A 19,282-nucleotide genomic window follows, 5' to 3' on the forward strand; every position below is an offset into this window, starting at 1 on the left:
TGCAATGAAAGGATGGGCCATGCCCCTGCATCTGAAGACCGCGCCGACGAAGACGTTCGCGGACACCGCTCAGCAGGATGTCGCCGAGCGTGTTCGCACGATCATCGGCGACATCCGCGAGAACGGCGACGTCGCCGTCCGGCGGTACGCGGAGCAGTTCGACAACTGGAGCCGCGACTCGTACCGCCTGTCCGACGACGAGATCACCGAGATCATCGGCACCCTCCCCGAACAGGTCATCGCCGACATCGAGTTCGTGCAGTCGCAGGTGCGGCGCTTCGCCCAGGCACAGCGCGACTCGCTGGTCGACATCGAAGTCGAGACGCTGCCCGGTGTCTTCCTCGGGCAGAAGCACGTGCCTGTTCAGGCTGCGGGCGCCTACATCCCCGGCGGCAAGTACCCGCTCACGGCATCCGCGCACATGACGATCATCACCGCCAAGGTCGCCGGCGTCCCCCGCGTCGTCGCGTGCACCCCGCCGATCCGCGGCGAGATCCCCGCCGCCACCGTCGCCGCCATGAAGATGGCCGGTGCCGACGAGATCTACCTCCTCGGCGGCGTGCAGGCGGTCGCGGCGATGGCCGTCGGCACCGACTCGATCGAGCCGGTCAACATGATCGCCGGCCCTGGCAACGCCTATGTCGCCGAGGCCAAGCGTCAGCTGTTCGGCGAGGTGGGCATCGACCTGTTCGCCGGCCCCACCGAGATCCTGATCGTCGCCGACGAGCATGCCGACCCCTTCTTCACGGCGGTCGACCTTCTGTCGCAGGCCGAGCACGGACCCGACTCCCCCGCCGTGCTCGTGACCACGTCGCAGCAGCTCGCAGAGGAGGTCATCGACTGGATCGAGAAGATCCTCCCCGGCATGCCGACGCGTGACTACGCTGGTCCTGCCTGGCGCGACTGGGGCCAGGTGATCGTGGCCGACGACCTCGACGAGGCATATCGCATCGCCGACGGCTTCGCCTTCGAGCACGTGCAGATCTTCACCGAGAACCCGCGCGAGGCGCTGACGAAGATGCACGACTACGGCGCGCTCTTCCTCGGCGAGAACACCTGCGTCTCTTACGGCGACAAGGTCATCGGCACCAACCACGTGCTGCCGACGCTGGGGGCCGCCCGCTACACGGGTGGGCTCTGGGTCGGCAAGTACCTGCGCACGGTGACCTACCAGGAGGTGCAGAACACCGAGTCGTCCGCCGAGCTCGGCGCTGTCTGCGGTCGCGCTGCGCGGGTCGAGCTGTTCGAGGGGCACGCGCGCTCCGGTGACGCCCGCGCCTGGCGTCACGCCGGCACGGAGTTCGCCTGGATCGAGGAGAGCCACGCGGTCGGCGCGGAGCCGCGATGACCGACCTCACCGGCCGCAGTGCCGTGATCACCGGCGGCGGCAGCGGACTCGGGGCGGCCATCGCCCGGTCGCTGCACGCCGCAGGCTCCGAGGTCATCCTGGTCGGCCGCGACGAGCGCAAGCTCGCCGCGGTCGCGGCCGAGCTCGGGTCGAGGGCGCGCGGGCTGTCGTGCGACGTGTCGGATGCGGCATCCGTCGAGGTCCTGCGCGAAGCGCTCGGCGACACCGAAGTCTCGATCCTCGTGAACAACGCCGGCATCCCCGGCCCCGTCGCCGCGCTCACCGACATCGACGTCGCCGACTGGGACGAGGTGTTCGACGTGAACGTGCGCGGCACCTTTCTGCTCTGCAAGGCCCTGCTGCCGGGCATGATCGCGCGCGGTGACGGCGACGTGATCAATGTCGCCTCGGTCTCGGGCAAGCGCCCGCTCGCGCACCGCACCCCGTACTGCGCGTCGAAGATGGCGGTGATCGGCCTGACGTCGACACTCGCGTTCGAGGTCGGGCCGGCGGGTGTTCGCGTGAACTCGCTCTCGCCTGGTCCGGTCGCAGGTCCCAGGATGGAGCGGAACTTCCGCCTCGAAGCCGAGCGCTCCGGCTCGAGCATCGACGACGCCGAGCAGGCCTTCGTCTCGCGTGCCGCGCTCGGACGCATGGTCACCGAGGCCGAGGTCGGACAGGCCGTCGTCGCGATGCTCGGGATGCCCGGCATGTGCGGCGCTGACGTCGACCTCTCGGCCGGGATGGTGGCGTGATGGCCTCGCGCGATCGCGCCTCGCTGCGGGAGCGAGCGAACGAGGGCGAGAAGCTGATCGGCGCGCTGCTGCGCATGCCGTCGGAGGAGCTCGTCGAGATGCTCGCCGTTGCCGGGTTCGACTTCGTGCTGATCGACTGCGAGCACGGGCCGGCCGACATCGTCACGCTGCGTCAGCACATCGCGGTGGCGGCCGTGCACGGGGTGCCGACCATGGTCCGGGTCGGGGAGGGCGACCGCGGGCAGATCCTGCGGGTGCTCGACCAGGGTGCGGAGGGTGTTCTCGCCCCGCACCTCGACACCCCCGAAGACGCGGAGGCCCTCGTCGACGCCTCGCTGTACCCGCCGGTCGGCAGTCGTGGCTTCGCGACCTACAGCCGTGCCGGGCGGTTCGGCCAGGTCGACCCCGCCGAGCACCGCGACTGGTGGCTCGAGAACACCCTGGTCCTCGGCATGATCGAGTCGCCGCGGGGCGTGTCGAACGTCGAGGAGATCGTCGCGACGCCACGACTCGACGGCATCATGGTGGGCCCCGCCGACCTCGCCGCGAGCTCGGCCCCCGACGACCGGCCTGTCGCGGAGGCGATCTCCACGGTGCATGCGGCCCTCGCTGCCGCCGGCTCGCTGCGGATGGACATCGTCGGCACGAGAGCCGCGGCCGATGCGGCCTTCGCCGCGGGCGCCGACCTCGTCGTCTACAACCTGGCTTCGTCACTGCTCGTGCACCTGACCGACCTGGCGTCGCCCGCACACTGACCGCCGCTGCACGCCCGCCCGCCGCGCCGGGTCAGGCGGAGTTCTCCTCGTCGGGAGGATGCCTGCGAAGCATCCGTCCTCCCGACGAGGAGTTCTCCGCCCCACGCGATGAGCACGGCGTCAGCGGGATCCAACTCCCGAGAGCTGCTGCCTCCACGACCGCAGCAGCTCTCCGAACGCCCGGGGACGCTCGAGCGGAAGCAGGTGACCGGCGTCGAGCGTGACCAGCCTCGCATCCGGCATCTGCGTCACGATCTCGGTGTGGAAGTGCGGCGGGCAGATCACGTCGTCGAGGCCGGAGACGACCAGCGTCGGCGTCGCAACTCCCGGCAGCGCACCGAGCAGATCCCGACGGCTGAGCTGCAGGTGCAGCTGCGAGCGCAGCAGGACGGCGCCGGTGTCATCGCCCATCGCGAGCGTGCGCTCGATCAGGTCGGGGCGCTCGCGCACGGCGTCATCGCCCAGCAGCGCTGGCAGGATGCTCGCCTGCAGCTGACGAGCGTCCTCCCCGCCGTCGAGCCGCGCGATCCAATCTCCCCAGCCTTCACGCTGCGCGCCGGTGGGAGCCTTGGCATTGGTCGAGACCAGACACAGTCCGCCCAGACGCTCCGGCGCCGATACGGCGAGCGCCATCGCGACGATGGCCCCGAGCGAATGCCCGACCAGCACGAAACGCTCGGGCAGCTCCGCGCTCAGCGCAGCCACCTGCTCGTCGATGTCGCCACGATCGAGCAGTGGGCGGATGACGGGACCCAGCCCGGCATCCGCCCACAGATCGGGCGTGCAGTTCATGCCGGCGAGCAGCACCAGCGGCAGCATGTCAGCCCTTCACCGCCCCATCGCTGAGGCCTGCGACGAGATACTTCTGCGCGATGAACGCGATGACGAACACCGGGATCGTGAGCAGCATGGACGCTGCTCCCGCCTGTTGCAGCATCGGCAGTGTCTGCCCCAGCTGCGTGGCGATGAACACCGGGACGGTCTTCGATGAGGTGTCGGTGAGCACGAGCGCGGTGAGGTACTCCTGGAACGCGAACAGGAAGACGAAGATGCCCGCGGTGAGGATGCCGGGACCCATCAGCGGGATCATGACCCGTCGCAGCATCCCGATCCTCGTGCAGCCGTCGATCATGGCCGCCTCGTCGAGCTCCTTGGGGATCTCGGCGAAGAAGTTGCGCAGCAGCCAGATGGTGAACGGCTGATTGATCGCGACCAGGGCGATGGCCAGGGCGAACGTGGTGTCGTAGATGCCGAGCGCACGGCTGATGTCATACATGGGCAGCACCACCGCGAATCGAGGGAGCGCCCGGAAGATCAGCGCGACCACCAGCAGCAGCGCCGAGATGTAGCTCGGGAACCGCGAGAGCGCGTAGGCCGCCGGGATGCCGATGATCAGTGCGATCACGGTGGACACCACCGCGACGACCACCGTGTTCACCAGGTAGTCCGCGAAGTACGTGGTCTCCCACAGGTCCACGAACGCCTTCAACGTCGGCTCGTAGTCCCACAGCACCGGCGGATTGGCGAACGCGACGTCGGTCGGCTTGGTGACCGAGAGCGTCATCCAGATGAACGGGCTCAGCATCACGATGCAGAGCACGCCCAGCAGCAGACCCGTCACGACGGGAGGACGCGAGGGACCGCGACGACGACGTTTGGAAGAGCCGCCGGTCGTGATGGCCCTGGTCGAGAGATCGGGCGTCAGGAGACTCATCGTTCCGCCTTCGCTTCCTTGAAGATGCCCCGGATGAACGGGATCAGCATGACGAGGATCAGGAGGATCGTGAGCACATTGATCGCGCTGCCCAGCCCCAGCTTCTCGGCTCCGTCCGCGAATGCGACGGAGTAGACGTAGAGCATGATCGACTCGTTCCCGATCGACTGCGCCTGAGGCGACAGCGGGATGAGGTTGTCGAACATCCTCAGCACGTCCATGATCGTGATCAGCGTCACGAACCCCAGCACACCGCGGATCGTCGGGATGATGACGTTCAGGTGCGTCTGGAAGGCGTTCGCGCCGTCGATCTTCGCCGCCTCCTTCAGCTCGGCAGGCACGCCCTGGAGTCCCGCGAGGATGATGAGCATCGCGAACGGGAGCATGTGCCAGACGGTGTTCGCGATGACGAGGATGGCGTTGGGCACCTGGTCGGTGAACCACAGCACCTGGGTGCCCCCGAAGAAGCCGATCAGCCGGTTCACGACGCCACCGAAGTTGTCGTCGAACAGCCACGAGAACGCGACGGCGCCGACGAGGTTCGGCAAGACGTACGAGACCAGCATGATCCCGAGCACGAGTGGCCTCGATGTGGTGATGCGGTTGATACCGGTGGCGATGATGTACCCGGCCACCAGCAGGATGATCGTGGTGATCACGGTGACGGTCACCGTGAACAGAACTGCCTTGTGGAAGCGCGTATCGGTGAGCGCATCCGCGAAGTTGGCCAACCCGACGAATGTGCCGGGACTGCCGTAACGGACCTGTTCGAAGCTCCACTGCACCGTGCGCACCAGCGGCAGCACCAGCAGTGCAGACATCACCAGCAGGCTCGGGGCGAAGAGCAACCAGAACTCACGGGCCTTCATGTGCGTCCTTCCTGGACGGACTGTGGCCTGAACGTCATGCTCAGGCCACAGTCATCGACTGGCGGGTGTGGATCAGCCGGCGACCTTCTCGCCCGCGGCCTGCATCTGCGCCAGCCCCTCGTCGACGGACACGTTTCCGTTGAGGATCTCGACCAGGATCGGACGGATCCCGGTCGTGATGTCGGCGAGCACCGGCGATACGATGGGCGGCTTGGCCGAGGCGAGCGAGTCGTTCGCGGCGGCTCCGTACGGCGAGTTCTTCTCGGTGACCATGCCCTCACGCGCGGGGTAGGCGGCGGGGACCGAGGCCTTCGAGGCGTCTTCGCTCACGGCAGAGGCCATCATCACGAACAGCATCTCGTGGTCGAGCTTGGTGTTGAACGGGATCGACCAGCCGTCGATCGACAGGCGGTTGTACGAATACTCCGCATCGTCGGAGACCTTCGGCGCACCCGCGAACCCGAACGAGTCGGCGAGCTTGGAGTTGGCGGGCAAGGTCAGGTCGATCATTCGCCCCGAGAACATGATCGACATCGCGGCGGTGCCGTTGAACATCTGCTGCTGCACCTTGGGCTGGTCGAAGGTGGTCACCTGCGGGTCCATGTAGGGCTTGAGGGCGAGCATCGCCTCGACGGCCTGCTTCGCCTCGGGCGAATCGAGTGTCACGTCGCCGCCTTCGTCGATGAAGTCACCGCCGACCGAGTTGATCGCGGCCTGGAAGCTGGTCGTGACGTCGTTCGTGGCGAGCCAGGGCAGGGCGATCGGGTAGTCCATGAGGCCGGCCGCCTTGATCGCGTCGGCCGCCGAGATCATCTCGTCGAAGGTGGTCGGCACCTCGAGGCCGAGGTCGTCGAAGATGTCGGTGCGGTAGGCCATCACGAACATCTGCGCCTGCATCGGCAGGGCGTAGAGCTCGCCGTCGAAAGACATGCCCTCGCGCATCGACTCGCTGATCGCGTCGAGGCCGTAGTCGTCGGCGTACTTGTCGAAGAGGTCGTTCAGGGGAACGAGCTTCTCTTCCTTCGCGAGGCTCGGAATCACGAACCCGTAGGTCTCGACGATGTCGTAGGTGCCCGTCTCGCCGGAGAGGGTGGCGGTGGTCTTGGTCACCTGCCCGCCGAAGTCGATCGGGTCGTGCTTCAGCTGCACGTCGTCAGTCGTGCAGCTCGACACCATGGTGTCGGTGAAGGGGTCGATGGCGGAGGAATTGTAGGCGAGGACGTTGACCGTGGTCTTGCCCTCAGGAGCGGTGTAGTCGCACGACACCGTTGTCGCGTTCTCGTTGTCGGTGCGGGTCCCGGCGCCGCAGCTGGAGAGGGCAACCATGCCCACAGCCACGAGGGCGAGTACCGGCAGTGTCCGATGCTTCATGTGTCCCATGACGCTGATGGTATACGTATGCAGTCGACTTAGGGAAGCCTATATTTTCAGAAAGACGCTGGACTGAATACGTATACTGCGGCGCGGCAGGATATCGACGGCCGCGGTGACCGGATGGCGCCTACAGCCCTTCCGCGATCTCCTTGATCGCGGCGAGGCGGCGGTCCCACTCGCGTCCGATCGCATCGAGCGTCGCCGCCGTGGCGGAGAGCTCGGCGCCGACGACGCGGAAGCGCACCTCGCGCCCCACCCGCACGGGCTCGACGAGTCCGACCTCCTGCAGGACGGCGAGGTGTTTCGCGATCGCCTGGCGAGACACCGGAAGACGCCCGGCGAGGGCGGACGCCGAGGCATCCCCCTCGCCGAGAGCCGTCAGGATGCTCCAGCGCGTCTCGTCCGCGAGTGCCGCGAACATGGGCATGAGCGTGACTGTCGTCACGCTTCACCCTCGACCAGGGCGACCATCTTGTCGAGCTCGAGGTCCCAGCCGGTGCGGTGCGACTCGAGGTTCCCGATCGGGTCCGAGGTGCGCTCGAATCCGCTCTCGACGACCGTGAGCCGGGTGCCACCGTCGGCCTCCTCGAGCGTGAAGGTGAAGACGGTCGAGGTCGACTCGTCGACGGCATCCGGCAGCTTGCCGAGGGCGTCGTCGTTGTTCCAGCGGTAGGTGATGCGCCGCGGCTCGTCGTACTCTTCGACCCGCAGCGGGATCACGTCGTAGTCGGGGAAGCTCATCGTGCCGGTCGCACCGACACCGACACCGTCGAGCGCGGTGCGCCCGAACCAGCGGGAGACGTGCTCCGGCTCAGCCACCGCTCGCCACACCTTGTCGACGGGTGCCGCGATCTGGATGCTCCGCCGCACCGAGAAGGCCTCCTCGTCGACGACGGATGCCTCGTTATGGGTCATGTTCACCATGATGGGTCCTTTCCTGGTTTCCCGCATGTTCCGCCGGCCGATCGACCAGCTGCAACTCCAGAGTTGCACATGGCCCAGGCTAGCGCAACCCCTGGGTTGCAGAAGAAGCTTCCGCCCGCCGTACCATCCGTCGGGAGATCTCACGGATGCAGGACGAAACGCCGGGCAGACCCCGACGCGCGTCCATCCACCCGACATCTGCATCGAGCGGATGCGGGTCGGCGGCTCAGTCCCGCGGCCGACGCTTCTCGAGGAAGCCTGCCAGCAGCACGGCCACGAGGGCCGCGACCGGGGCGACGAGAAGTCCCGCCCGCAGGCTCTCGTTCTCGGCGATGTACCCGACGAACGGCGGAGACAGCAGGAAGCCGAGACGCAGCAACCACGACACGATCGTGAGCCCAACGCCCGCCCGCAGACCCGGCAGCTCGTCGGCTGCATGCATGGCTGCGGGGATCAGCGTCGCGATGCCGAAGCCGACGGCCGCGAATCCGAGGATCGTGCCCGGCACGCTGGGGAAGGCGAACGCGAGAGCCATCCCCGCCGCCGCGATGATGCCGCCGATCCTGGCGACCCAGCGCTGTCCGAACCGGTCGGTGAGCGGGTCACCGATGATCCGGCCGATGAACTGCGCGCCGACCAGGGCGATGAAGCCGAGCGGGGCGATCGCGGCCGCGGCGCCGAGGGACTCGGAGAGATACAGCGTCGCCCACGAGTTCCCGGCGTCCTCGGCGACAGCGCCAGCCATCGCGATGAGGGTCAGGGCGATGATCGCGATCACGGTGCGCGGGGTCACGCCACGGCGCAGCGCTCCGGCGACTTCTCCCGGCTCGGCCGTCGTCTCGGCGTCGCCCTCGGCATCGACCTCGCGGTCGCGGCCGGGAAGGCAGAATCGCAGGGCGACGAGAGCGACCGTGGCGAAGACGGCGGTCGAGATACCCAGGTGCACGCCCAGCGGCAGCTGCAGCGCGATCGCGACGGCGGCCATCACCCCGCCCAGCACCGCGCCGATCGACCAGATCGCATGGAAGCCGTTGATGATCGAGCGTCCGTAGCGTCGTTGCACGCGGAGGCCGTGGGCGTTCTGAGCGACATCGGTGATGGCATCGGACGCCCCGCCGAGGAACAGCGCGACGGCGAACAGCACGCCCGAGGGCGCGAGCGCGGCCGACAGCAGCCCCAGGCTCGTGAGCACGGTGCCGATCACGGCGATGCGCGCCGAGCCGAACCGGCGGATCAGCACTGCCGCGAGGAGTCCGGCCGCGATCGCACCGGCGGGGAACGCGGCGATCGCGAAGCCGTAGCCGAGGTTGTCGAGCCCGAGCGCGGACTTGATCTCCGGATAGCGCGGAAGGATGTTCGCGAACAGGGCCCCGTTGGTCAGGAACAGGGCGGATACGGCGATGCGCGCGCGTCGGGATGCCTGGTCCGGCGCCGGTCGTCGAATCGATTCGATGGAAGCCATGTCTACGATCGTACGGTGCCGCGGGGGCTGTCGCCGACACGAGTACTCCGGTCCGTTCGCCGCACCCTCGCCGTTGCCCTCGGACCGTTCAGCAGCCTTCCCATACCGACCCCCGTCGCACCCCGCAACCCCGTTCCTCGCATCCTCCGCCCGGCCTACGCTCGTGGCATGCCCGAACTCACCCATCCCACCGGCCGCGAAGAGGGGCTGCGCGCCATCCCGCGCGACGACGGGTCCGCCCCGCGTGCCCTCGTGCTCGGCGCCACCGGATACATCGGCGGACGACTGACGCCTCGACTGCTCAACGCCGGATACCGCGTGCGCGTCCTGGCGCGGGATGCCGTGCGGGCGGCATCCTTCCCCTGGGGAGCCGACTGCGAGATCTTCGAGGGCTCGGCAGACGATACGAATGCCGTCACCTCAGCCATGGATGACGTCGACGTCGTGTACTACCTGATCCATTCGATGTCGGCGGGCAAGGGCTTCGAGCACAGTGACGAACGCGCGGCGACGACGGTTGCCGAAGCCGCGGCTCGGGCCGGCGTGCAGCGCATCGTCTACCTCGGCGGCCTGCATCCCGACGATGTGAAGCTGTCGCCGCACCTGCGTTCGCGGGTGCACGTGGGGGAGATCTTCCTACGGTCGGGGGTGCCGACGCTCGTGCTGCAGGCGGGCGTCGTGATCGGTTCGGGGTCGGCATCGTTCGAGATGATCCGCCACCTCACCGACGTGCTGCCCTACATGCCGGCGCCGAAGTGGGTGCGCAATCGCATCCAGCCGATCGCCGTACGCGACGTGCTGCACTACCTGCTCGGGGCGGCGCGGGTGGAACCCGACGTGAACCGGGCCGTCGACATCGGCGGCCCCGATGTGCTGCGCTACGGCCAGATGATGAACGGCTACGCGGTCGAGGCAGGTCTCCCGCAGCGCGCCATCGCCGCCCTCCCGGTACTGACTCCCGGGCTCGCCTCGCACTGGGTGAACCTCGTGACTCCGGTGCCGCGGTCGATCGCCCGGCCGCTCGTCGCATCGCTGCAGAACGAGTGCATCATGAAGGACCACGCGGTCGACGAGCTGATCCCCCGTCCCGAAGACGGCCTGACCCCCTATCGGAAAGCCGTCGATCTGGCTCTCGGGCGACTGGAAGCCGACACGATCGAGACCAGTTGGCAGGATGCGGAGGTCTCCGGCGCCCCCAGCGATCCGCTGCCGAGTGACCCGGAATGGGCCGGTCGCACCGTCTTCACCGATTCCCGCTCGGTCACGACCACCGCATCGACCGCGGAGCTGTGGCGCGTGATCCTGGGCATCGGCGGCGAGAACGGGTGGTACTCCTCCCCACTGCTGTGGGCGGTGCGGGGTTTCATGGACCGGATCGTCGGCGGCGTGGGCCTCAGCCGCGGACGCCGCAGCCGCACCGCCGCGCGAGTGGGCGACGCGATCGACTTCTGGCGCGTCGAGGCGATCGAGACGACGGATGCCGGATCCCTGCTGCGGCTCCGCGCCGAGATGAAGGTGCCGGGAGAGGCCTGGCTCGAACTGCGCGCAGTGCCCGACGAGGCCGGAGCACGGTACGAGCAGAGGGCGGTCTTCTTCCCCCGCGGGCTCAGCGGACGCCTCTACTGGCTCGCCGTGCTGCCGTTCCACGGGCTGATCTTCGCGGGCATGGCGGCGCGCATCACGAGCGCCGCTGAACAGGCCGGCACGGCGCAGGCCGGCACGGCGCAGGCCGGCACGCCAGAAGTCGACGCGCAACCGGCCGACGCGGAACAGGCCGACGCGCAACCGTCCGACCCAGAACAGGCCGGCACGGCGACATCAGGCACGGCGACATCAGGCGATCACGCCGGATCAGGCCGATCTGACGCGAAACTGCCTGATCCCGCCTGACGGCCTGATCCCGCCAGACGGCCTGATCCCGCCAGACGGCCTGATCCCGCCAGACGGTCTGATCCCGCCAGACAGCCTGATCCCGCCAGACGGTCTGATCCCGCGCGGGCCGGATTTGGCCGCCTCGCACATCAGTCCGTGCGAGGCCGCTCCGGAGCATCCGTCACATCGGGGTCCGCGGGGTCCAGGGGCTCCACGGGGCCGGCATCCAGCGCCGCGTCGACGACCGCGTCGACCTCTGTCGGAGGGATGATGTCGATCGCCTCCGTCGCGGCCTCATACACCTCGGCGAGCGAGTCGTCGACGGTCGACTCGTCGATCCAGTCGAGGTCGTCCTCGGAGTGGTCGTACTCCACCGGCACCAGCGCGAAGTCGTCGCCGTACTCCTCGAGGCCCGCCATGACGCTGTGCCGCACGGCCGCCTTGGCATAGCGCTCACGCAGGATCAACGGATCACGCCGCAGATCCTTCATGAAGGCGATCATCATGAACCCCATGATGATCGCGAACGGCAGCGCGGCGATGATGGTCACGTTCTGCAGCGACTTCAGCCCGCTCCCTTCCTCGCCGGAGACGAGCAGCACCGCGGCGATGACTCCCACGAGCGATCCCCAGACGATCGTCACCCAGCGGGTCGGCTCCGGTCGCCCCTGCTGCGACAGGGTGCCCATGACGAGCGACGACGAGTCGGCGCCGGTGATGAAGAAGATCGAGATGAGCAGGATGAGCAGGATGCTGGTGATCAGCGGGAACGGCAGGTTCTCCAGCACACCGAAGAGCACCTCCTCCGGCGGATCCACCGTGAGGGCCGCTCCGTCCATCTGCTGCTGGATGGCGGTGGACCCGAAGATCGCGAACCAGACGAGGGAGATGGCCGAGGGGACGAGAATCACGACCGACACGAACTGACGCAGCGTGCGGCCGCGCGAGATCTTCGCGATGAACATTCCCACGAACGGCGACCACGAGATCCACCACGCCCAGTAGAAGATCGTCCAGCCCGACAGGAATGCCTGAGCCTCGTCACCCTGAGATGCCGAGCGCGCGATCATCTGCGGCAGATCGCCGACGAACTGCACCGCGACGGAGGGGATCACGTTGAGGATGAGCATCGTCGGTCCGACGAAGAACACGAAGAAGGCGAGCACGAGAGCCATGACCGCGTTGATGTTCGACAGAGCGCGGATGCCCTTGGAGACACCGGAGACCGCGGACGCGATGAAGCACGCGGTGAGAACAGCGATGACCGCGATCAACACGCCGTTTCCGAGCTCGCCGATGCCGCTCACGAGCTCGACGCCGTGTCCGATCTGCAGCGCACCGAGACCGAGCGAGGCCGCGGTGCCGAAGAGCGTGACGATGATGGCGAAGATGTCGATCGTGCGGCCGATCGGACCGGCGGTGCGGCCCTCGCCGAGGAGCGGCGCGAAGATCGAGGAGATCAGCGGCGCACGCCCGCGGCGGAAGGCACCGTATGCGATCGCCCCACCGACGAGCGCGTAGAAGGACCACGCCTGCGGGCCCCAGTGGTACAGCACCTGCGCCTGTGCCGTGTGCATGGCCTCGAGGGTGTTCGCCTCGACGGTTCCGGGCGGCGGGTTCTCGAAGAACGTCAGAGGTTCGGCGGCGCCCCAGAAGACGAGCCCGATGCCCATTCCGGCGGCGAACAGCATCGAGATCCAGGAGAACATCGAGAACTGCGGTTCTTCGTCGTCGCGACCGAGGGGGATGCGGCCGTAGCGGCTGAAGCCGACGAACAGCATGAACACCAGGACGATCGTGGCGACGGTGGTGAAGAAGAAGCCGAAGTAGTCGACGACCCAGGCGAGCACTGCCGAAGTGGTGCCCGCGAGGTTGTCGCCGGCGAACACACCCCAGGCGATGAACGCGACGACGAGTGTGAGTGCGACACCGAACACGAGCGGGTCGGTGCGGTAGGTGCGACCGGTCTCTTCCACCGAGACACCGGGCACGAGTGCCGGATGCACGCTGCGCGGCGGCACCACGGCGATCTCTCGGACGATCTTGCGTGCGGCCTCGCCAGCCTTCGCGGGAAGGCGGTTCACGCCCGTGCCTGTGGCATCCGTGCGGGGGCGCGGAGGGTTCTTTCCTGCGGAGCGTGCGTCGGGCTTCTCGTCAGGGGTCTCCATGGCATCCCATCCTGTCACGTGAGGTGTCTGCCCGCAGGGGTGCGAGAACCCAGAAGATCGTTGCGATCCGCGGCGAGTCGGGGCGCGACGCGCCTGACGGATGCCCGACGGTCTGGGTTTCTCGGGCGTGCCGCTTCGACCATGACCGTCGGTGCGCTCGATTCAGGCCATCACGCGAGAACCGGCCGATTTCCGCGCCAAGTGCCTGATTCGGCGTGATGGCCTGACCTCACACGCCCAATAGTGCAGACGGGAGCCCGCCCGGAAGACGGGAGCACCCCCGGAAGACGGGAGCACCCCGGAAGACGGGAGCACCCCGGAAGACGGGAGCCCGCCCGGAGCAGGCCCTGGAGCATGCCTTGCCCGGAAGGCGGCTAGCGCAGGCGGCGGCCGACCCCGGCGAAGAGCGAGTGCAGCAGCGGGAGCACCGAGACGCAGATCAGAGTGATGCCCAACGGCGGCACCGACGGGACGAGTAGCGCACCGCCGATGAGCAGCGCCGCGAAGAGCACCCCCGAGGCGATGCGCCGGGCGATGCCCTCGAGCCGGTCGAGGCGACGCTCCAGGCGTGAGGTGTCGAACGAGACGGTGCCGTCGTCGATGCGGGTGATGATCTTGTCGATACGACCGGGCAGACGCCAGGTCGTGCTCATCGTGCCCATCGCCTGACTCGCGAACGCCTGCACGATGTTGCCGCTCTCGTCACGCAGCAGACGCCCGGCATAGGGCTCGGCGGCGTCCCACACGTTGAAGGCGGGGTCGAGGCCGCTGCACATGCCAGAGGTCAGCGAGACGGCGCGGATCAGCAGCAGCATGTTCTCGGGCAACTGCAACGGGAGCGTGCGCACCATGTCGCCGAACTCCTCGGCGAAGTCGCGGAACTCCCGCGGGTCGACCTTGCTCAGCTCGGCGAAGCCCATGCCGCCGAAGCGGGCGAACAGAGTGGTCAACGCGCGTTCGAGCTCACCGGTGTCGGCGGAGGGCAGCAGGACGCCGATCTCCTGTGCCGCGGCGACGAGGCCATGACTGTCACGGCCGGCGACCGCGATCAGAAGCGTGCGCAGACCGTCGCGGAGGCTCGCGGGGATCTCGGCCATCATGCCGAAGTCGATGAAGGTGAGGCGGAAGTTCCGCCCCGACTCTCCTGCGCCCGAGGGGGCGGGAGTGACGAAGATGTTGCCCGGATGCGGGTCGGCGTGCACGAAGCTGTGCGTGAACACCTGGTCGAACATGACCTCGGCGAACACCGCTGCGACCTCGGACGGATCGATCCCGGCCGCGCGCAGGGCTTCGGTGTCGTTGATCTTGATCGCAGTGACATCCGACAGCGTGAGCACCCGTCGGGTCGAACGCTCCCAGACGATCTCGGGGGTGTCGACGCGGGGGTCGTCGGCGAAGTTCTCGCGGAACCTCTCGGCACTCGCGGCCTCGTGCAGGTAGTCGATCTCCTCGAGGCTGGTCGCGGCGAACTCCTCGACCAGCGCCGGCGCATCGACGCGGTCGGCGACGATACGCACGCGGGTCAGCCACCGCGCGACCCGGCGGAGGGCTGCGAGATCGACCGCCACGATCTCGTCGATGCCCGGTCGCTGCACTTTGACCACGACGTCTTCGAGCCCGGTATCGGCGGCGTCGAGGGCCGAGAGCCTGGCGCGGTGCACCTGGCCGAGGGATGCCGCCGCGACCGGGGTGTCATCGAACCACGCGTAGGCACGCTCGAGCGGGATGCCCAGCTCTGCTTCGGCGAGCGCGCGGATCGCGGGCGTGGGCACGGGCGGAACCTCGTCCTGCAGCCCTTCGAGCTCCTTCGTGATCTCCGGTGGCAGCACGTCGAGGCGCGACGACATGAACTGTCCGACCTTGATCATGAGGCCGCCGAGCTCGACCGCGAGAACGTGGAAGCGACGCGCGAACGTCTGCATCCGCTGCCCGCGCGTGCGCTCCGCGATCCTGCTCATCCCGAAACGCGGGAGTACGAGCTCGAACCACCAGATCTTGAGGAATTCTCGGCCCGCGAACGACAGGATGCGGCGGTACCTGGCGCGGTGAACGCCTTGTGCCGCAGCATCCGTCATCGCGTGGCTCCTTCGCAGGTCCCCACCCGATGCCGCACTGCGCGGTCAGTCCTGCGCGAGGATCGAGTACAGCCTACGGCGGGCCTCGTCGAGGACCTCGATCGTCTGCTGCACCTGCTCGGGCGAACCGCTGCGACCGACCTGGGCGGCAGCGGCTGCGAGGTCGACGCCTGCCTTGGGCAGTGCGTTGAACCGGGCGCTGTCGCGATGACCGTCCTTGCCGGTCGACGACTCCCACGGAGCAGGCGTCTCGGAGCTCTCGTCGGCGATCGCGCGACCGGCCTCGGTGAGCGAGTAGGTCTTGCGGCCGTTCTGCTCTTCGGCCTCGATGAGTCCTTCATCGGCGAGCAGCTGCAGCGTCGGGTACACGGAGCCGGCGCTCGGCTTCCAGGTACCGCCGCTGCGCTCGGCGATCTCGTTGATGATCTGGTAGCCGTGCATCGGCTTCTCGGCGAGGAGCGACAGCACTGCCGCGCGGACGTCGCCGCGGGCCATGCGCGAGCCTCCGGAGGGACGGGACTCGAAGGACTTGCGGAGCTGGTCCATCGCCTCGAAGATCGCGGATGCCGGACCGCCGGGGCCCGTGCCGAAACCGGAGCCGCCGAAGAGGCCGCCGGGTCCGCCGTTGCTCCCGGAATCGCCGTTGCCGCCGAACGGGTTGGAGGGGAATGCGTTGTTCATGATGACCTCCTGCTGTGGTGAACGATACTCAACGATATATCGTTCAGTCTGGAGGTTGGTGGGAGTTTTCGATGCGTCAGCCCCGTCAGCGCGACGGCAGCGTCAGGATCTCTGCGCCATCCTCGGTGATCGCGATCGTGTGCTCGCTGTGAGCCGTGCGGGCTCCGGTCGCGCTCCGCAACGTCCAGCCGTCGGCGTCTGTGCGGAGCTCGTCGGTGTCGGCCATCACCCACGGCTCGAGCGCGAGGAGGAGCCCCGGCCGCAGCTTGTAGCCGCGACCCGGACGCCCGTCGTTCGCGACGTGCGGATCTTGGTGCATGGTCGAGCCGATGCCGTGACCGCCGAACTCGAGGTTGATCGGGTATCCGGCCGCGCTCAACACCGACCCGATCGCGTGCGACAGATCACCGATGCGGGCTCCGGGACGGGCTGCCGCGATGCCGGCCGCGAGCGCACGCTCGGTCGCAGCGATCATCGCGAGGTCGCCAGGCGCCGGGTTTCCGCCGACCACGAAACTGATCGCCGCGTCGGCTGAGATGCCGCGCAGAGTGACGGCGAGATCGAGCGTGAGCAGGTCGCCGTCGACGAGCCGGTAGTCGTGGGGCATGCCGTGCAGCACGGCGTCGTTCACGGCGGTGCAGACGTAGTGGCCGAAGGGGCCGCGACCGAAGGAGGGCGCATAGTCGACGTAGCAGGACTCGGCTCCGGCTTCCTCGATCAGCTCCCGCGCCCGACGGTCGAGGTCCAGCAGGTTCACACCGACCGCAGCGCGGCTCTTCAAGGCGTGCAGGATGTCGCCGACAAGGGCGCCGGCCGCTCGCGCACGGCCGAGTTCGTCGGCGTTCAAGATCTCGATCATGGGCACTCCTCATAGGATCCAATAACTATCCCGGTAATACTATCCCGGGATTAGTATGGGCATCATGATGGTTCGGATGCCGCTCACTCTCGCTGAGATCGAACGCGGCGAGCGCCTCGGGGCCCTGCTGCGACAAGCACGCGGCGAGCGGTCGATGCTGAGCGTCGCGCTCGACGCCGGCATCTCCCCCGAAACCCTGCGGAAGATCGAGTCCGGTCGCGTGGCAACCCCCGCATTTTCGACGATCGCGGCGATCGCCGACGTGCTGCACATCTCACTGGATGCCGTGTGGGCCGAGGTCGGCCCCCGCGCCGTCGGCTCCCGCGCCGACGACACCCGCGCCGACGACTCCCGCGCACAGAGCATCGCCTCCTGAGCTCCGGGCGGGCGCGTCCGGCCCCGCCACCTCCGGTCACGTCGCCTCCGGGCCCGTCACCTCCGGTCACGTCGCCTCCGGGCCCGTCACCTCCGGGCACGTCGCCTCCGGGCTGTGCTTCGACAGGCCCACCGGGCTGTTCCCCCACCCCACCCCACCCCGTCGCACTGCTCGATCCGTGCACACGCCCGGGCGCCGCGCAAGCCCGGTGACGCACACAGGAAGTCGTGTTTAGCTCGGGGAATTGTCGACTTGGGGGAGTGAGACGTTTGGCACAGAGTCATCGACCGGAGAACAATCGACCGGAGAGCAGCAAGGGCACGTCGGGGCCCATCCGAGTGAGCGTGATCGTCCCTGTGTTCACACCAGGGCCGTCATTCGATGACCTCATCGCCTCTCTCGACAGACAGACTTTGGACCCCGCGTCGTTCGAGGTACTCCTGTGCGACGACGGTTCCGGCGAGCCGACGGGTGCTCGTCTTGCCGACGTCGCCCGCGACCGGCCGAACGTGCGGGTGCTCTCATTGGAGCACTCCGGATGGCCGGGTATGCCGCGAAATCACGGAGTCGACGCCGCACGGGGGACGTACGTGCAATTCGTCGACCAGGACGACTACCTGTTCGATGGAGCGCTCGAGAAGCTGTGCGATTACGCGGATCTGAACGGCTCCGACGTCATCGTCGGCAAAGAGGTCGGCATCGGCCGTCGCCTTCCGAGTCGGATCTTCAGCCACGACATCCCGCGCGCGACTCTCGGAACCGATCCGCTTCTCGAGATGCTCACGCCGCACAAGATGTTCCGCACGGCGTTCCTGCGTGCCAACGGCATCCGCTTCCCCGAAGGCCGAGTGCGGCTCGAGGACCACCTGTTCGTGCTGCAGGCATACTTCGCTGCTTCGACGATCTCGGTCCTCGCCAGCGAGCCCTGCTACGCGTGGGTCAAGCAGCCCGGCAGTGCGAGCTCTTCGCGCATCGACCCCGAGACCTACTTCCCACACCTGGAGACGGTGCTCGACGTGGTCGAGACGAACACCGAGCCGGGCAAGCTGCGCGACCGACTTCTGCGGCACTGGTTCCGCGGCAAGGTGCTGAAACGGCTCGCCGGGCGACAGATGGTCAGGTATCCCGACGACTATCGCGAACGCCTGCTCGACGTGGTCACGCCGCTGGTACGGAAGCACTTCGGGCCCGGCGTCGATGCAGGCCTCGGTTTCCCGCACCGGGTCCGCGCGGCGCTGCTGCGCGCAGACCGTCGCGATGACCTGCTGCGCCTTGCGGAGTTCGAAGTCGACATCACCTGTCGAGCCGTCGTCACGGCCGCGCGCTGGTCTCGCGGTGGAGGCCTGCACCTCACGCTCCGCATCACTCTCGCGCGAGGCGGCAAGGACGCCTTCGTCTTCGAGTCGTCGCTCCCCGCCCCAAAGGAGATGGAGAGCACCGACACCGACGCTTCGAGCGCGGGGGACTCTCGCACGAAGAGCCGCGGCCCCAAGAAGATCACGCGCTTGACCTCCCTGCCCGTGTCGACGATCGAGGGACTGCCGGCAAACCTTCTGGTCGTCGACCGCGAGCTTCGCAACGACCGAGTCGAGGTCTTCCTCCGCGACGCGGCGACGGGCGCAGAACGCCGCCTCGGCGGTCGACGCCTGGTCAACCTCGATGGCACCCGCGTCTCGATCGATCCGCTGAAGGTGTTCGGACCGAACGACGATTCCCGCGGCGGGTCTCTCGCCGTAAAGGTCCGCCGTGCCGGCTGGACGTTCGAGGCTCCCCTCGAGGCCACTCCGGCCATTCTCGCCAGCGCCGGACGCTCGCCGCTTCTGGCCGGTCGCACCTGCACCCTCGCGGTGACGGAAGGCGAGGCGGTAGAACTCCACCGCCAGTGGCCGGGCGGACGCGTGAAGGACTTCGCCGGCCGGAGCGTCCGGAAGCTCCGCGGCCTCCTCCGACAGGGCTGACCTCGACTCCCCGGCTCCCACCCACGCGTCGTCGGGCCGGGGCGGGGTTGTGAATCTTGCCACATCGAACGAATAACGATAGATTTCAGTTG

At 68.1% G+C, this 19,282-nt stretch carries 17 protein-coding genes; 6 read left to right on the plus strand and 11 right to left on the minus strand.

All coding sequences use genetic code 11. The features are described from left to right. Positions 1–19 precede the first annotated feature (19 nt). The 3 genes from hisD to ACIQTX_RS19355 are packed head-to-tail and all read left to right on the plus strand — an operon-like array spanning position 20 to position 2,858. Positions 20–1,348, plus strand: coding sequence for a histidinol dehydrogenase (gene hisD / locus ACIQTX_RS19345; RefSeq protein ID WP_402975454.1), 1,329 nt, complete (start codon positions 20–22; stop codon positions 1,346–1,348). Then, positions 1,345–2,103 (plus strand): SDR family NAD(P)-dependent oxidoreductase, encoded by a 759-nt coding sequence (locus tag ACIQTX_RS19350; protein WP_402975457.1) that lies wholly within the window; start codon positions 1,345–1,347, stop codon positions 2,101–2,103. Before hisD ends, ACIQTX_RS19350 begins: the two co-directional genes overlap by 4 nt. Beyond that, positions 2,103–2,858, plus strand: coding sequence for an HpcH/HpaI aldolase/citrate lyase family protein (locus ACIQTX_RS19355; RefSeq protein ID WP_402975460.1), 756 nt, complete (start codon positions 2,103–2,105; stop codon positions 2,856–2,858). Before ACIQTX_RS19350 ends, ACIQTX_RS19355 begins: the two co-directional genes overlap by 1 nt. Before the next feature lie 120 nt (positions 2,859–2,978). On the opposite strand, the gene ACIQTX_RS19360 is transcribed toward ACIQTX_RS19355, so the two are convergent. The 7 genes from ACIQTX_RS19360 to ACIQTX_RS19390 form a co-directional block, all read right to left on the minus strand. Continuing rightward, the gene (locus tag ACIQTX_RS19360) at positions 2,979–3,677 is read right to left on the minus strand and encodes an alpha/beta fold hydrolase (RefSeq protein ID WP_402975463.1); all 699 of its coding nucleotides are present in this window, start codon (positions 3,675–3,677) and stop codon (positions 2,979–2,981) included. Position 3,678: 1 nt separating this feature from the next. Beyond that, a complete protein-coding gene (locus tag ACIQTX_RS19365) occupies positions 3,679–4,572 on the minus strand; it encodes a carbohydrate ABC transporter permease (RefSeq protein ID WP_105527579.1) in 894 nt (297 codons plus the stop codon). After that, entirely contained in the window at positions 4,569–5,441 is an 873-nt protein-coding gene (locus ACIQTX_RS19370) for a carbohydrate ABC transporter permease (RefSeq protein ID WP_028503936.1), read from the minus strand. The genes ACIQTX_RS19365 and ACIQTX_RS19370 overlap by 4 nt, the downstream gene beginning before the upstream one ends. 72 nt (positions 5,442–5,513) lie before the next feature. Continuing rightward, positions 5,514–6,821 (minus strand): ABC transporter substrate-binding protein, encoded by a 1,308-nt coding sequence (locus tag ACIQTX_RS19375; RefSeq protein ID WP_402975468.1) that lies wholly within the window; start codon positions 6,819–6,821, stop codon positions 5,514–5,516. A gap of 121 nt (positions 6,822–6,942) precedes the next feature. Further along, positions 6,943–7,260 (minus strand): ArsR/SmtB family transcription factor, encoded by a 318-nt coding sequence (locus tag ACIQTX_RS19380; RefSeq protein ID WP_402975471.1) that lies wholly within the window; start codon positions 7,258–7,260, stop codon positions 6,943–6,945. Then, positions 7,257–7,730 carry an SRPBCC domain-containing protein gene (locus ACIQTX_RS19385; RefSeq protein WP_402975474.1) on the minus strand — a complete coding sequence of 158 codons (474 nt, stop codon included), beginning with the start codon at positions 7,728–7,730 and terminating at the stop codon, positions 7,257–7,259. Before ACIQTX_RS19385 ends, ACIQTX_RS19380 begins: the two co-directional genes overlap by 4 nt. Before the next feature lie 235 nt (positions 7,731–7,965). Next, entirely contained in the window at positions 7,966–9,201 is a 1,236-nt protein-coding gene (locus ACIQTX_RS19390) for an MFS transporter (protein WP_402975477.1), read from the minus strand. 168 nt (positions 9,202–9,369) lie between these two features. Here ACIQTX_RS19390 and ACIQTX_RS19395 point away from each other — a divergent pair, with 168 nt between their 5' ends. Continuing rightward, positions 9,370–11,091, plus strand: a complete 1,722-nt coding sequence (locus ACIQTX_RS19395; RefSeq protein WP_402975480.1) for an SDR family oxidoreductase — start codon at positions 9,370–9,372, stop codon at positions 11,089–11,091. A gap of 131 nt (positions 11,092–11,222) precedes the next feature. On the opposite strand, the gene ACIQTX_RS19400 is transcribed toward ACIQTX_RS19395, so the two are convergent. The 4 genes from ACIQTX_RS19400 to map all read right to left on the minus strand — a co-directional run bounded on the left by ACIQTX_RS19400 (position 11,223) and on the right by map (position 16,856). Continuing rightward, positions 11,223–13,241, minus strand: a complete 2,019-nt coding sequence (locus ACIQTX_RS19400; RefSeq protein WP_402975483.1) for a BCCT family transporter — start codon at positions 13,239–13,241, stop codon at positions 11,223–11,225. A 374-nt stretch (positions 13,242–13,615) separates the two neighbouring features. Beyond that, positions 13,616–15,316 (minus strand): ABC1 kinase family protein, encoded by a 1,701-nt coding sequence (locus ACIQTX_RS19405; protein WP_402975486.1) that lies wholly within the window; start codon positions 15,314–15,316, stop codon positions 13,616–13,618. A gap of 45 nt (positions 15,317–15,361) precedes the next feature. Next, positions 15,362–15,997, minus strand: coding sequence for a PadR family transcriptional regulator (locus ACIQTX_RS19410; protein WP_402975489.1), 636 nt, complete (start codon positions 15,995–15,997; stop codon positions 15,362–15,364). 85 nt (positions 15,998–16,082) lie between these two features. After that, positions 16,083–16,856: a type I methionyl aminopeptidase gene (gene map / locus ACIQTX_RS19415; RefSeq protein ID WP_402975491.1), complete on the minus strand. Its 774-nt coding sequence runs from the start codon at positions 16,854–16,856 to the stop codon at positions 16,083–16,085. Between the two features lie 67 nt (positions 16,857–16,923). Between map and ACIQTX_RS19420 the strand changes: the two genes are divergently transcribed. Together ACIQTX_RS19420 and ACIQTX_RS19425 are read left to right on the plus strand one after the other, a co-directional pair. Beyond that, complete coding sequence (locus ACIQTX_RS19420; RefSeq protein WP_402975592.1) at positions 16,924–17,232, plus strand: helix-turn-helix domain-containing protein; 309 nt, start codon at positions 16,924–16,926, stop codon at positions 17,230–17,232. Positions 17,233–17,576: 344 nt separating this feature from the next. Further along, positions 17,577–19,190, plus strand: a complete 1,614-nt coding sequence (locus ACIQTX_RS19425; RefSeq protein ID WP_402975494.1) for a glycosyltransferase family 2 protein — start codon at positions 17,577–17,579, stop codon at positions 19,188–19,190. The last annotated feature ends 92 nt before the right edge of the window (positions 19,191–19,282 follow it).

The organism is Microbacterium sp. NPDC090281, from assembly GCF_044769635.1.
Taxonomy (GTDB): domain Bacteria; phylum Actinomycetota; class Actinomycetes; order Actinomycetales; family Microbacteriaceae; genus Microbacterium.